At 73.1% G+C, this 13,394-nt stretch carries 11 protein-coding genes; 7 read left to right on the top strand and 4 right to left on the bottom strand.

Going from position 1 to position 13,394, the window contains the following annotated elements; genetic code table 11:
* Window positions 1-125: 125 nt before the first annotated feature.
* Window positions 126-1,124 carry a glycosyltransferase family 2 protein gene (locus RBH18_RS24200; RefSeq protein ID WP_306211618.1) on the bottom strand — a complete coding sequence of 333 codons (999 nt, stop codon included), beginning with the start codon at window positions 1,122-1,124 and terminating at the stop codon, window positions 126-128.
* Window positions 1,125-1,874: 750 nt separating this feature from the next.
* On the opposite strand from RBH18_RS24200, the gene RBH18_RS24195 reads away from it, so the two are divergent.
* The 3 genes from RBH18_RS24195 to RBH18_RS24185 all read left to right on the top strand — a co-directional run bounded on the left by RBH18_RS24195 (window position 1,875) and on the right by RBH18_RS24185 (window position 5,128).
* Window positions 1,875-2,810, top strand: coding sequence for a sulfotransferase domain-containing protein (locus tag RBH18_RS24195; protein ID WP_306211616.1), 936 nt, complete (start codon window positions 1,875-1,877; stop codon window positions 2,808-2,810).
* Window positions 2,811-2,906: 96 nt separating this feature from the next.
* A complete protein-coding gene (locus RBH18_RS24190; RefSeq protein WP_306211614.1) occupies window positions 2,907-3,818 on the top strand; it encodes a hypothetical protein in 912 nt (303 codons plus the stop codon).
* Between the two features lie 323 nt (window positions 3,819-4,141).
* Entirely contained in the window at window positions 4,142-5,128 is a 987-nt protein-coding gene (locus RBH18_RS24185; RefSeq protein WP_306211613.1) for a serine/threonine-protein kinase, read from the top strand.
* Between the two features lie 79 nt (window positions 5,129-5,207).
* Here the strand turns inward: RBH18_RS24185 and RBH18_RS24180 are convergent, their stop codons facing one another.
* The 3 genes from RBH18_RS24180 to RBH18_RS24170 are packed head-to-tail and all read right to left on the bottom strand — an operon-like array spanning window position 5,208 to window position 7,422.
* Complete coding sequence (locus RBH18_RS24180) at window positions 5,208-6,443, bottom strand: ATP-grasp domain-containing protein (protein ID WP_306211611.1); 1,236 nt, start codon at window positions 6,441-6,443, stop codon at window positions 5,208-5,210.
* Between the two features lie 2 nt (window positions 6,444-6,445).
* On the bottom strand, window positions 6,446-7,090 hold the full coding sequence (locus RBH18_RS24175; protein WP_306211609.1) for an alpha/beta hydrolase: 645 nt from the start codon (window positions 7,088-7,090) through the stop codon (window positions 6,446-6,448).
* Window positions 7,087-7,422, bottom strand: coding sequence for an STAS domain-containing protein (locus RBH18_RS24170; protein WP_306211607.1), 336 nt, complete (start codon window positions 7,420-7,422; stop codon window positions 7,087-7,089). The genes RBH18_RS24175 and RBH18_RS24170 overlap by 4 nt, the downstream gene beginning before the upstream one ends.
* Window positions 7,423-7,675: 253 nt before the next feature.
* Here RBH18_RS24170 and RBH18_RS24165 point away from each other — a divergent pair, with 253 nt between their 5' ends.
* From RBH18_RS24165 to RBH18_RS24150, 4 genes are all read left to right on the top strand, one after another.
* Complete coding sequence (locus RBH18_RS24165; RefSeq protein ID WP_306211605.1) at window positions 7,676-9,139, top strand: amino acid permease; 1,464 nt, start codon at window positions 7,676-7,678, stop codon at window positions 9,137-9,139.
* Window positions 9,136-10,011, top strand: coding sequence for a universal stress protein (locus tag RBH18_RS24160; protein ID WP_306211603.1), 876 nt, complete (start codon window positions 9,136-9,138; stop codon window positions 10,009-10,011). The genes RBH18_RS24165 and RBH18_RS24160 overlap by 4 nt, the downstream gene beginning before the upstream one ends.
* Window positions 10,012-10,121: 110 nt before the next feature.
* Window positions 10,122-10,574 carry a DUF5990 family protein gene (locus tag RBH18_RS24155; RefSeq protein WP_306211601.1) on the top strand — a complete coding sequence of 151 codons (453 nt, stop codon included), beginning with the start codon at window positions 10,122-10,124 and terminating at the stop codon, window positions 10,572-10,574.
* A partial coding sequence (locus RBH18_RS24150; RefSeq protein ID WP_372338977.1) for a DEAD/DEAH box helicase occupies window positions 10,571-13,394 on the top strand: 2,824 nt, incomplete at its 3' end. The genes RBH18_RS24155 and RBH18_RS24150, both read left to right, overlap by 4 nt.

Here is a 13,394-nt window from a genome sequence, read left to right as displayed (position 1 = left end):
CGGGCGGGTCTGCGGTGGTGCACGCGGGGCGGCTGCGGGGGCTCAGCCGGCGCCTTGTCCCTCGCCGCGGTGTGCGGCGGGGCCGGGCAGCGGGGTCCGGTCGCGCGGCGGGGGCGGGCGGGGGCTCAGTCCTCGCTGGTGACGCGGGAGTGGCGGGGGCGGGCGGCGCGCTGGTCCTCGCGACGCAGGCTGCCCCGGTTGACGTTGGCGATGTGCATGCGCGGGTCGGTGTCGGCGGCGCTGCCCGCGGCCGGGGCGCGGTTGACGACCCGGTTGAGGGCGTGCGCCGGCGGGGTGTTGCCGGTGCCGGGGCGCTGGTGCACGATCACGCCGGAGCGGTTGGCGCCCGTGCGGCGCATCCGGCGCATCCGGCCGTACTCGCTGAAGATGGTCCGCAGCACGCGGAAGCCGTCCCGGAAGGTGTTGAGGTTGCTCTGCCCGTGGATGCGGGCGTGCTCGACGCTGCCGACCTCGCCGACCCGCATGCCGTCGGCGGCGGCCCGGATGTTGATCATGGTCTCGATCTCGAAGCCGTCGCCCCAGAGCTTGGAGCCGTCGGTCGGGCGCGGCAGCGCGACGTCGGGCAGGTCCAGCGTCGGCACGACCCGCGCCCAGAAGGCGTTGTAGCCGTAGCAGAGGTCGGTGAACCGGGTGCCGAAGAGCACGTTGACGACCAGGTTCAGCCCGTCGTTGCCGAGCTTGCGCAGCTTGGTGATGTCGTGGCTGTGCCCGCCGTGCGAGAAGCGCGAGCCCTTGACGAAGTCGGCGCCGTCGGTCAGCTGCGCCACGAAGAGCGGGATCTCGCCCGGGTCGGTGGACCCGTCGGCGTCGATCATCACGATGATGTCGCTCGTGCAGGCGGCGAAGCCACAGGCCAGGGCGTTCCCCTTGCCGGTACGCGTCTGGTGCACGACCACCACGTCGGGGCGCAGCTCGCGGGCGACCGCCACGGTCCGGTCCACCGAGCCGCCGTCCACCAGGATCACCTCGTCGATGCCGGCGGGCAGCTTCGCGAAGACGTGGGGGAGGTTGCGCTCCTCGTTCAGGGTCGGGATCACGACGCTCACAGTGGGTGAGGAACTGTGATTACTCGCTGTGTTGCCGGTGGACGGGGGGAGCTGCATGTCGTTCCCTTCAGAGGCTGCAGGAGCGACGCTTTCATCGTTTTCCGGGAGCGGAAACGTCGGGTCGCCGGGCTCTGCGGACAACTGTAGCCACACGCTACGTAGCGTCAACTAACCAAAGGTCCGAGGTCCTCATCACCCCACGGCCGCTCCTGACCGGACGGATGAGCAGGACTTATGCTCACGGGTGATCTTGTTGACCATCCGCCCCACCAATCACAGCCCGTAATGGACAGGCGGGTCGTGGCGGGCGGTAAACGCCCGATCCCGGGCTTACCGGAAAGGCGGGCCGCGAGGGGCAGGCAATTCCGGGAAATGGTGATTTCCGATTTTCCCGAGTGTTCCCGCTCACTCGCGGTGATGTCACGGAGCGTATAGGCCACGGTTGCAGGACGGTTGTTTCGGCGCGTTGACGGGTCTGTTCCGCGGCTGTGCCTACGCTGTGGGCATGACAGCCCTCCGGCGGCCGGCCCGCTCCGCCCCCGCATCGGCACGGTGCGTGACCCGGTGACCGCGACGGAAGCGCTCTGTGTCTGCGGGCACGAGCGGCAGGCGCACGAGCACTACCGCGGCGGGACGGAGTGCACCTTCTGCGGGGCGGCGGCGTGCCCGCGCTTCCGCCGTCGCGCCTGGTGGCGACGCCGGCGGCCCTGACGCCGGGTGGCTGCGGGTGCACCGCTGGCGATTGCCTACTTGATCTGTAGGGTAAGTGTCACTTCATGGGGTGCTGCCGCACATCGAGGAGAGACCATGCCGCTTCCCGATTTCCTGATCGCCGGTGTGCCCAAGGCCGGCACCACCGCCCTGCACGCCGCCCTGGTCCGGCATCCCGGCCTCTTCCTGCCCGCGGTGAAGGAGCCCAAGTTCTTCCTCACCGACGGCCGGCCGCCGGCGACGGGCGGGCCGGGTGACGTGCAGACCTACCAGGAGCACGTGTGGCGGCGCGCCGACTACGAGGCGCTGTTCGCTCCGGCGCCCGCGGGCACGCTGCGGGGCGAGGCGACCCCCTTCTACCTGTACGACCACGGCTCGCACGACCGGATCCACGCCCTCGTCCCGGACGCCCGGCTGATCCTGCTGCTCCGCGACCCGGTCGACCGTGCCCACTCCAACTGGACGCACCTGTGGAACGCCGGGCTGGAGCCGGAGGCCGACTTCCTCGCCGCCTGCCGCGCCGAGGAGCAGCGCAAGGCCGCCGGGTGGGCCGACTTCTGGCACTACGTCAGCCTCGGCCTGTACGGCAGGCAGCTCCAGCATCTCTACAAGGTCTTCCCCCGCGAGCAGGTGCTGCTGCTGCGCTACCGGGAGCTGAAGGACGCCCCCGCCGCCACGCTCGACCGGGTGTGCGACTTCCTGGGCGTGGAGACCGGCCTCCTGCGGGAGATCCCCAAGGAGAACGTCAACCGGCACGTCGTCGAGGACAACGAGCTCAACCGGGTGCTCCGGGCGCTGCTGCGCGCGGGCGGCACCTTCGGGCACCGGTTCCCCGTGCCGGTGCGGCTCGCCGCCCGGGGCCCGCTGCTCACCCTGCTGCACCGCAAGAACGGCCCGCGCCCGGTCACCACGCCGGCCGAGCGGGAGGCGCTGCTGCCGCTGTTCGCCGACGACATCGCGCTGCTGCAGGACGTGACGGGGGAGACCTACGACGACTGGCTGTCGGTCGATCGCCACGCCAAGGCGCCGTAGGGCGACCCCCTGCCGAACTCCTATCACGCCTATAGATGGTGCATGCTAGTGCGGATACCCTTCGTCGTGTCGCCGTAGCCACGGAATGGAGCCGCCTTGTCCATCGGAACTCAGACGCTGTCGCTGCCACGCTGGGACGAGTCGACGGTGGTGGTGGAGCCGCCCGGTGACGAGCCGGGAGCGTGGGCCGGTGCCCCATCGGCGGTCGTCGCGGACGGTTACTACTACCTTGCGTACCGTCTCCGGCTGCCGATCGGCGAGGGGCGGGGCATCGCCAACGTGATCGCCCGGTCCGCCGACGGCGAGACCTTCGAGATCGTCGCCGAGGTCGACAAGGAGCGCTTCGGCGCCGAGTCCCTCGAGCGGCCGGCCCTCGTGCGGACGCCGGAGGGCAGGTGGCGGCTCTACGTCAGCGCCGCCACCCCGGGCACCAAGCACTGGCGTGTCGACATGCTGGAGGCGGCCACCCCCGAGGGTCTCGCGACCGCGCCCGCCGTCACCGTGCTCGCGGGCGACGACACGGTCGGCGTCAAGGACCCCGTGCTGCACCACGACGAGTACGGCTGGCACCTCTGGGCGTCGGTGCACCCCCTCGAGTCGTGGGACGACGCCGACCGCATGACCACCGAGTATGCGACCAGCCCCGACGGCGTCCACTGGACCTGGCGCGGCACGGCGCTCGCGGGCCGTCCGGGGCAGTGGGACGCCCGGGGCGTGCGCGTCTCCTCGGTGTCGGTGTCCGGCGACACGATCCTCGCGTCGTACGACGGCCGCGCGACCGCGGGGGAGAACTGGGAGGAGCGCACCGGCACCGCCCGGGGCACCCGCTTGGCCGACGGCAGCTTCGGCCAGCTCACCGCGGAGGAGGGCGAGCCGCTGGGCAGCCCGCACGCCCCGAACGGCCTGCGCTACCTGTGCGTCCTGCCGCTGCCGTCGGGCGGCACCCGGCTCTACTACGAGGCGACGCGCGCGGACGGGGCCCACGATCTGCGCACCGAGGTCCTATGAGCCGGGTCACCTGACCAGGCCCCGGATGACGTAGGGTGATCAACGGCGCCTAGCGTCGGACCCATAACGCCCGGTCGTGGGCGGCCACCGGCATCACCCGGGGGCCGCGCCGCACGGCCCACCATGGCGGAACCCTCCCACAAGGACGGGTTCCGCCATGTTTGTTCCCGGGGCATGTTTCCGGCATGTTGCCACGGCGACGTTACTCACGGTGACCGATCTCCGGGGGTCGCCACCCGCCGGAGTGGACCGAGTTTGTGCAGCCCAAAGCCCGGGTAGCTAGCCGGTTGACCAGGGACGGACGACAGCCGGGGGGACCACCGATGCGGATGCTGGGCGGGCGTTACCAGCTCGAGCAGCGCATCGGCATCGGCGGCATGGCCGAGGTCTGGCGCGGCCACGACCAGGTCCTCGACCGCCCGGTCGCCGTCAAGATCATGGCACCCGCCGTCGAGGGCACCCTCGGCGTCACCGAGGGCGTCGACCTGGTCCGCGCCGAGGCCCGCTCCGCCGCCCGCCTCGCCCATCCCAACGTCGCCGGCGTCCACGACTTCGGCACCTCGCCCGAGCCGGGGCGCGACGTCCCGTACATCGTCATGGAGCTCGTCGACGGCCAGACCCTGAGCGCCCACCTGCGCACGGGCGCCCTCGACTGGCGCATCGCCGTCCGCGTCTGCGCCGAGGTCGCCGCCGCGCTCGCCGCCGCCCACGCCCAGCACGTCGTCCACCGCGACATCAAGCCGTCCAACATCATGCTCACCCCGTCGGGCGCCAAGGTCCTCGACTTCGGCATCGCCGCCGCCGCGGGCAGCGTCGACCCCGACCCCGACGGCCCGGTCATGGGCACCCCCGCCTACGTCGCCCCGGAGCGCTTCGAGGGCGTCCCCGCCACCCCGGCCTCCGACATGTACGCCCTGGGCGTCCTGCTCTACCACTGCCTCTCCGGCCGCATCCCCTGGACCGTCGCGACCCACACCGCCCTCGTCCAGGCCCAGCGCTACGGCAACCCCGACCCGCTGCCGGTCATCGAGGGGCTCGCCCCGGAGGTCCTCGACCTGGTCTCCCGCTGCCTCGACAGGGACCCCGCCGAACGCCCGACCGCCCTGGTCGCCGCCCTGCTCCTCGCCGAGGCGGTCGACGCCCGCGTCTACGTCCCGCTCACCGACCTGGGCCCCCGCGCCCCCCGCCCCGCCACGGTCTCCGCCTGGGACGAGCAGGCCGCCGACGCCGCCACCAGCGTGGCCATGCCCGAGCCGCGCACCGACGCCTCCTGGGAACCCGCCCGCCGGGGCCGCCACCGCGCCTCCTGACCAAGGGCTCCGCCGGGGTCAGGACGAGCGCGCTGCCGCCGATCGCCGGCGAATCGCTTGCGGCACTCAGGAGGCGGCTTCAGGCGTTGTCGCGGAGCCAGGCGTCGATCAGGCCGCCGAAGTGGCCGAGGAAGCGCTCGTGCTCGTGGGGCGGGTACATCGCGCGGACCGTCTCGGTGAGCAGCGAGCGGAACTCCGGGGAGGAGACCCATTTGTGGACCATCTCCGGGACGTGCGACAGGTGCTTCTCGCAGAACTCGGTGTAGCGCTCGGTGTCGAGGTAGTCGTCGGCGAGCCTGCGGTAGAGGGTGAGCTTCTCGGCGTACGAGAGGTCGGGGTCGTCCGCGACGGCGAAGTAGGCGGACGAGTCGGTGTCCATGCGCGCGCGGCGGCCGGTCACGACGCAGTAGACCGTCCAGCGGAGCAGGGCGGTCATGGCCCACGGGAAGTAGTAGTGCAGGGAGGTGACGGCGACGTCGGGGCAGGCGTTGGCGTAGTCGATGGGGTGGACGTCCGTGCCCTTGACCAGGCTTTCGCAGCTGTTGAACTCCCAGCGGAAGAAGGCGTTGACCAGCCGGGAGATGGTGACGACCTCGTCGCCGACCGCGTCGGTGAGGAAGCCGTGGTCCACCGCGTAGCGCTCGTGCATCGGCAGGTCGGGGCGGAACTTCATGACCATCGTCTCGGGGCCGATGGTCAGCGAGCGGGCGAAGACGTCGTAGTCCTCGATGGCGGCCTGCAGGTGCATGAGCCGCTCGCCGGACGCGTCGTAGGCGGCGTGCAGCTCCCGCTCGTCGCGGATGCGGGAGACGCCGACCCAGGCGCCGCCGTCGTAGGGCTTCATGTAGAGCGGGTAGCCGATCGACGCCGCCACCGCGGACAGGTCGAAGGGCTGGTTGTAGCGGGCCGAGGTGTAGGCCCAGCGGGCGTTGTCGAGCGGGTTCTTGTAGGGGACCAGGACCGTCTCGGGCACCTTGAGGCCCAGGCGCAGCATGGCGCAGTAGGCCGCGTGCTTCTCCATCGACTGGAACGTGAACGGGCTGTTGAGCAGGTAGACGTCGTCCATCAGCGCGATCTTCTTGAGCCACTCGCGCGGGTGGTAGTACCAGTGGGCGAGCCGGTCGATGACCAGGTCGTGCCGGGGCCGGTCGCGCAGGTGGAAGGGCTCGATGGTGACGCGGACACTGCGGATCCGGTGGGTACGCCCGGCGGGGTCGGTAATCGCCCCGACCCGGCGCAGCAGCGCCTCGTACGCGCGCGGCCAGTCCTCCTCCGTGCCCAGCAGCAGCCCGATGGTGTGCCCGACGTCCGCCATCTCTAAGCCTCCTGGTGCACCCTCCGCAGCAGGGCGGTCAGGTGCGGGTCGAGAGCCGCGCGCCACGAGTCCCAGTCGTGACCGCCGGGCACCTCCGCGAAGGTGACCGGGCAGCCCTGGGCCAGCAGGGCCCGCGCCATGTCGCGATTGTTGGCGAGGTTCTCCTCCACGGTGCCGCATGTGAGCGTGATCGGCACGCCGGGGCCGAGACTTCCGCGCGCCACGCGACCGGTGAACCGGACGATGCGGAGCCAGTGTCGGAAGTCCGACTCCTGCCGGTCCAGCGCCGGGCGGAAGAAGCTGCCCGACTGCAGGAACAGCCCGTCGAAGACCGGGAACCGGCACTGCGCGTGCAGCAGCGACAGCGCGCCGAGGCTGGCGCCCACCCCGACGACGGGCGCGCCGCTGCCCAGGTCACGCACGATGCGGGACAACTGCCGGGCGTACGCCGGATCGGCCGAGTACTGCGTCAGGCGGTCGGACGCGTCGAGCAGCACCACGGGGTTGCCGGGCACTGCCGACGTCAGGCCGGTGCGGTTCTCGTACTCGGCGCCGTCGTGCACCACCAGGACCACGCCGGAGCGTGCGCGGGGCGTCCAGGCGCGCCCGGTGATGCCCTTCGGCAGGTCCAGATCGTGCCAGGTCACCGGAGGTAGGACTGGGGGCCGGTCGGCGCCGGCGGCAGGCCGAACATCTCCGCGAGGCCGGTGATGCGCAGCTGGTGGTGCACGAACTCGCTGGGGTTGCGCAGCACGAAGCGGGTGCCGGTCTCGCGGGCGGCGTTGTAGCCCGCGACCAGGGCGCCGACGCCCATCGAGTCCATGAACGTGACGTACGTCAGGTCGACCACCATCATCGCCGGCCGCTCGCCGTGCAGGGTGGTGATCAGGGCCGCGCGCAGGGCGTCGACCGTCGCGGCATCGAGCATGCCCCGGACGTCGACGACGATGGTGCCGTCGGCCTGGCGCCGGGTCGTCATCACGGCCTCGCCCATGGCATTCCGCCCATCCGTCGCGCTCGCTGCGGCGGGTCCGCGGAGGCCCCCCGGTCCGCGTGACCCGTGCCCTCACCGTACAACGTGCCCCGCCGGCACCGCAGGGCGCCGCACTAACCCGGGGCGCCCATGGCGGCAACTCCGGCGCCCGAAGTTGCACCATGCTGCCGATCATGCCGCCTGGGGCTGCCACTCGAAATCGATCGCGGTCACGGTGTCAGCCGAGGGGGGTGGTGGCATGACCACAAGTTCCGGCAGCCGGCCGGGGATCTTCGCCGTCCGTGACGTCCGCTCGTTGATCACCGAGACCGCCGAGGAGGGGCACGGCCTCAAGAAGGCCGTCGGCTCGCTGCACCTGACCGCGATGGGCGTGGGCGCCATCATCGGCACCGGCATCTTCGTGGTCATCGGCGAGGGCGCCGGCGTGGCGGGTCCCGCGGTGATCCTGTCCTTCATCCTGGCGGCGGTGGCCTGCGCCTTCTCCGCCCTGTCCTACGCGGAGCTGGCCTCCAGCATCCCGGTGTCCGGCAGCGCCTACACCTACACCTACGCGACGCTCGGCGAGGTGGTGGCCTGGATCATCGGGTGGGACCTCATCCTCGAGTACGGGGTCAGCGTCGCGGCCATCGCGGTCGGCTGGGGCGGCAACCTCAACGCCTTCCTCGACGCCGCCTTCGGGGTCGCGCTCCCGGACGCGATCGCCACCTCGCCGGAGGACGGCGGCATCTTCAACCTGCCCGCCGTCTTCGTGGTGCTCGCCATCACGGCCCTGCTCGTGCGCGGCGTGACCGAGAGCGCCCGCGTCAACCTGGTCATGGTCGCCGTCAAGCTGGTCGTGCTGACCTTCTTCATCGTGGTGGCGCTGTTCAACTTCGGCACCGGCAACTTCCAGCCGTTCGCCCCCAGCGGCGTGGACGGGGTGACCTCGGCCGCGGCGATCATCTTCTTCGCGTACATCGGCTTCGACGCGGTCTCCACCGGCAGCGAGGAGGCGCGCAACCCGGCCAAGGACCTGCCGCTGGCGATCATCGGCTCGCTGCTGATCTGCACGCTCTTCTACGTGCTCACCGCGGTCGGCGCCCTCGGCATCGCCAGCCCCGACCAGATGAAGGACAGCGACGCCCCGCTCGCCGCGGCCCTCGACGAGGGCGCCGGCATCACCTGGGCGGCGGGCATCCTGTCGTTCGGCGCGGTGGTCGCCATCACGAGCGTCGTGCTGGTCATCATGTACGGCCAGACGCGCATCTTCTTCGCCATGTGCCGCGACGGCCTGCTCCCGCAGCGGCTCGCCACGGTCAGCCCGCGCTACGGCACGCCCGCCCGGCTCACCGTCGGCCTCGGCGTCCTCATCGCGATCCTCGCCGCCCTGGTCCCGCTCTCCGAGATCGTCAAGCTGGTCAACATCGGCACGCTGTTCGCCTTCGTCCTGGTCAACATCGGCGTGATCGTGCTGCGCCGGACCCGCCCCGACATGCCGCGGCCCTACCGGGTGCCGTGGTCGCCGGTGCTGCCGATCCTCGGCGTGGCCTTCGCCGTCTACCTGATGAGCGACCTCCCGCTCGACACCTGGATCAGGTTCGTCGTGTGGCTCGTGCTCGGCCTGGCCATCTATTTCCTGTACGGCTACCGCAACTCGCGCCTGCGCACCGAGGCCACCTCCGGCACGCCGGGCTGGGCCCGTGACGAAGGACACCAGCCATGACCGCGCCCGCCCGGGGCGGCCCGGTCATCGTCGGCGTGGACGGCGGGGACTCGGCCCGCGACGCCCTGGTCCTCGGTGCCTGGGCGGCCGAGGTGCTCGACGCGCCCCTCGTCGTCGCCGTGGTCCATCCGGCGCCCGCGGCCCTCGGGTCGGGCCGGGTCGACGCCGAATGGGTGGCCGCCCGGCACGAGGCGGCACAGCAGGTGCTCGACGCGGCTCGGGCGCTGGTCGAGGGTGCGGCGGAGTACCGTACCGTCGCCTCCAGCTCGGCCGCCCACGGCCTGCACGACCTCGCCGAAGAGCTCGCCGCCGCCCTGATCGTGGTGGGGTCGGGCCGCTCCGGGCCGCGCAGCCGCCTCTTCGCCGGCAGCACGGCGGACCGGCTGCTCGCGGGCAGCGTGTGCCCGGTCGCCGTCGCCCCCACCGGCATGGAACGCCCGCCGGGCGCGCTGAGCAGGATCGGCGTCGCCTACGTGGACACGCTCGACGGCCGGGCCGCCCTCGCCACGGCCACCGCCCTCGCCGCCCGCACCAAGACCCCCGTCCGCCTGGTCACGGTGGTCGCCGACGCGGACTCGACGCTGCCGTTCCTGGTCGGTCAGGACGCCGAGCGGGCGTTCCTGGACACCGCCCGGGAGACGTACGAGGAGGCGCTCACCCGGGCGGCGGCCACCGTCACGGCCACGCCGGCGGACTGGGAGATCCGCATCGGCGACGTGGTCGACCAGCTGGCCGAGCTCGACGACGTGGACGTGCTGGTGTGCGGCTCCCGGGGGTACGGTCCGGCCCGGCGGGTCCTGCTCGGCGGCGTGTCGGCGCGCCTGGTCCGCCGGGCGCGGCGGCCGGTGGTGGTGGTGCCCCGCAGCGGGTGATCCTCGGCGCTCCGGTGCTCCGGTGCTCTTGGTGCTCCGCTGGTGCTTCGGCGGTGCTCCGGCCGGGTCCTCGCGGCATTTTTGTCGGGGGGTCGGCCTAGAGTGCTGACGTGCGGATCCGGATCGAGGGCAGCGACCTGCCCGGGCGGCGCGGCGGTGGGGAGGCCCACACGCTGCGGCTGCGTGGCGTGCAGGTCGGCATGCAGCGCACCGGTCCGGGCCGGCGCGTCGAGGTCGTCGGCCGCTTCCCGGTGGACGCGGAGGCGGCGGTCTGGGAGCTCGAGGTCACCAGCCGCGAGGTCGACGGCCTGCTCGACGTCGGCGGGCCCTGGGTGCACGGCCGCCCCGGAGCCCGGTTCCTCTATCTGAGCTGGGGCGCCGCCGCCGAGTTCGCGGGGTTCCGCCGGGCCAAGCTGATGTTCGGCGACGTGCCGGGCGAGCTCCTGTGGGCCGCCCACCGGGGCGACGCGGTGCTGGTCGGGCGGCTGGGGCTGACCGATGCCGAGGGCGGCCCGGTGTGCGCCCGCGTCCGCCCGCCGGCCATCACGTGGACCGCCGCATGACGGCCCAGCCCGCCGCCGGCGACTCCGCGGTGACGGTCCTGCACGGGTTCCTCGCGCGGGACGGCGGGCTGGCGCTGTGGGGAGAGGCCGCCCCGGGCGCGGGCCCGCGTTCCGAAGCCGAGGCCACATCGTCCGGCTCCTCTTCGCCTGCTGCTACATCGTCCGGTCCCTCTTCGCCCGCTGCTACATCGTCCGGTGCCACTTTGCCCGCTGCGACGTCGGCCGGTGCCGTCCGGAGGTCCGCGGCTCGTGGGTCGCATCCGTTCGCCGTCGCCGTGGGGCGGAATGCGCGGCCGGCGACGCTGGTGCTGCCCTCGACCACGGCGGGGCCGCTGCCGTCGCCGGCCCTGGGCCTGCCGCCCCGGCGGGGCGAGCCTCGCTGGCGCGCGTGGGCGGTCCCGGCGGTCGAGGTGCCGTTCGTCACCGACGACCTCGCCGACGAGCTGGGCATGCGCGCCGCCCCGTCCTTCCGCTACCTCGCCGAGCTGTGCGAGTTCGCCGCCGGCCTCGTCGCCCGTGGCCGGGTGCTGCCGGCCCTGCGCCACGACGGTGCGCGCGCGTACTGGCGGCCCGTGCTCACCGGGGCCGACGCCGCCCGCCACGCCGATCTCCTCGACCGCATGCCCGCCGCCTGCCGGGCCGAACGCGCCCGCCCCGGCGACGTCGCCGGCCTCCCCGCCCCCGACGCCCTGCACGCCGCCCTCGAACGCCTGGTCGACGGCCTCGTCCGCACCCGCCTCGCCGAGACCGGCACCACCCTCGCGGGGGCGCCCTGGCTCGCCGCTCTCACCACCGACGACGGCCTGATCACCCCGTCCGCCCCGGCCGGCGGCTCCGCTGCCCCGGCCGGCGGCCCGCACGCCTTTCCGGGCGACGCCGCCACTCCGTCCGGCGGCCCGCATGCCTTTCCGAGCGGCCCCGACACTCCGTCCGGCGGCCCGCATGCCTTTCCGGGCGGCCCCGCCACTCCGGCCGGCGGCCCGCATGCCTTTCCGGGCGGCCCCGCCACTCCGGCCGGCGGCCCGCATGCCTTTCCGGGCGGCCCCGCCACTCCGTCCGGCAATGCCGGGGGCACGTCCGCCCACCCCGTCGCCGCCGTGCTCGACCCGGCATCCTCGTCCGGCGATCTCGATGCCGTCGCCGCCGCGCTCGACGAGTGGCACAGCGAGGCGAGCAGCGGATCCTCGGTGCGCGTTGTCTTCCGCCTGAGCCGCGTCGAGGAGACCGACGACGACCTGGAAGAGGCCGACGCCACGACCGCGCACCTCCCCGCCGGCCTCCCTCCTGCCGCCACGGGGGAGCGGGCGGACGGGTGGCTGCTCGAGTTCCTGCTGCAGCCCGTCGACGAGCCCAGCCTGCTCGTGCCGGCCGGGGAGGTGTGGCGCGACTCGGTTGCGCCGTTGCGGCGGTGGACACATCGGCCTCAGGAGCGGCTGCTGGCCGGGCTCGGGCGGGCAGCCCGGCTGTTCCCGGGGCTCGACCCGGCGCTGAGTGCCGCGCGGCCCACCGAGTTGCTGCTCGACACCGCCGGGGCGTACACCTTCCTGGAGCACGCCGAAATCCTCGAGCAGGCCGGCTACGGGGTGCTGCTGCCCGCGTGGTGGCGGGAGCCGTTGCGGCTGGGGCTCGCGCTCGACGTGCGTACTCCGGAATTTGCCGCACCCGTCCTGCGCGACCAGGCCGCGGACCTGGCCACCATCGTGCGCTATCAATGGGGCCTGGCGCTCGGCGGACAGGTCCTCACCGAGCGTGAGCTGTCCGAGCTGGCCCACGCCAAGGTGCCGCTGGTGCGGTTGCGGGGGCGATGGGTGTTCCTGGACGCGGAGCGGGTGCGGGCGGGGCTCGACTTCCTGCGGCGCGGCGGCGGCTCGATGACGGCCGGGGAGGCGTTGCGGCTGGTCCGGCTGCTGCCGCCCGAGGAGCTGCCGTTGCCGGTGGCCGAGGTGCACGGCAGCGGCTGGGTCGCCGATCTGCTGTCGGGGCGGCTGGGGGAGCACCTCGAACTGCTCGAGGTGCCGGAGGGGTTCAGCGGGGTGCTCCGGGCGTACCAGCGGCGGGGTTTCTCGTGGTTGGCCTTCCTCGACGGCCTCGGGCTGGGCGCCTGCCTCGCCGACGACATGGGCCTCGGCAAGACGGTGCAGCTGCTCGCGCTGCTGCTGCACCGCCGCACCGGGCCTACGCTGCTGATCTGCCCGCTGTCGGTGCTGGGCAACTGGCAGCGCGAGGCCGAACGCTTCGCCCCCGGCCTCCGCGTGCGCGTCCTGCACGGCGCCGACCGCCCCGGGCCGGGCGGGCTGGCGGAGGGTGCCGATGTGGTGCTCACCACGTACGCGACGGCGACCCGGGATGCCGACGAGCTCGCCAAGATCACGTGGGACCGCGTGGTGCTGGACGAGGCGCAACACGTCAAGAACAGCGCGTCGGAGGCGGCCCGCGCGGTGCGCCGCTTCGACGCCCGGACCAGGATCGCCCTGACGGGGACCCCGGTCGAGAACAGGCTGGCCGAGCTCTGGTCCATCCTGGACTTCGTCAACCCGGGACTCCTCGGCGGCCCGCACACCTTCCGCAACCGCTTCGCGGTGCCCATCGAAAGGTACGCCGACGAGGAGGCCGCCTCCCGCCTGCGCCAGGCGACCCGGCCCTTCCTCCTGCGCCGCGTCAAGTCCGACCCGGCCGTGCTCGACGACCTGCCCGTCAAGCGCCACACCCGGCACCTGTGCGGTCTGACGGCCGAGCAGGCGACGCTCTATCAGGCGGTGCTCGACGACATGCGGGGCCGGCTCACGCACACGAACGAGACGCCCCGGTCGAGACCCGGGT

This window comes from Actinoplanes oryzae (assembly GCF_030757795.1).
Classification (GTDB): Bacteria; Actinomycetota; Actinomycetes; order Mycobacteriales; family Micromonosporaceae; genus Actinoplanes.
The sequence above is the reverse complement of the archived record's forward strand: the minus strand, read 5'-3'. Positions and strand labels throughout refer to the sequence as shown.

Excerpts from the sequence above, each read along its gene's own strand:
- RBH18_RS24195 (WP_306211616.1), top strand. The coding sequence starts at position 1,875 with ATGCCGCTTCCCGATTTCCTGATCGCCGGTGTGCCCAAGGCCGGCACC.
- RBH18_RS24165 (WP_306211605.1), top strand. The coding sequence starts at position 7,676 with ATGACCACAAGTTCCGGCAGCCGGCCGGGGATCTTCGCCGTCCGTGAC.
- RBH18_RS24180 (WP_306211611.1), bottom strand. The coding sequence starts at position 6,443 with ATGGCGGACGTCGGGCACACCATCGGGCTGCTGCTGGGCACGGAGGAG.
- RBH18_RS24185 (WP_306211613.1), top strand. The coding sequence starts at position 4,142 with ATGCGGATGCTGGGCGGGCGTTACCAGCTCGAGCAGCGCATCGGCATC.
- RBH18_RS24170 (WP_306211607.1), bottom strand. The coding sequence starts at position 7,422 with ATGACGACCCGGCGCCAGGCCGACGGCACCATCGTCGTCGACGTCCGG.
- RBH18_RS24160 (WP_306211603.1), top strand. The coding sequence starts at position 9,136 with ATGACCGCGCCCGCCCGGGGCGGCCCGGTCATCGTCGGCGTGGACGGC.
- RBH18_RS24200 (WP_306211618.1), bottom strand. The coding sequence starts at position 1,124 with ATGCAGCTCCCCCCGTCCACCGGCAACACAGCGAGTAATCACAGTTCC.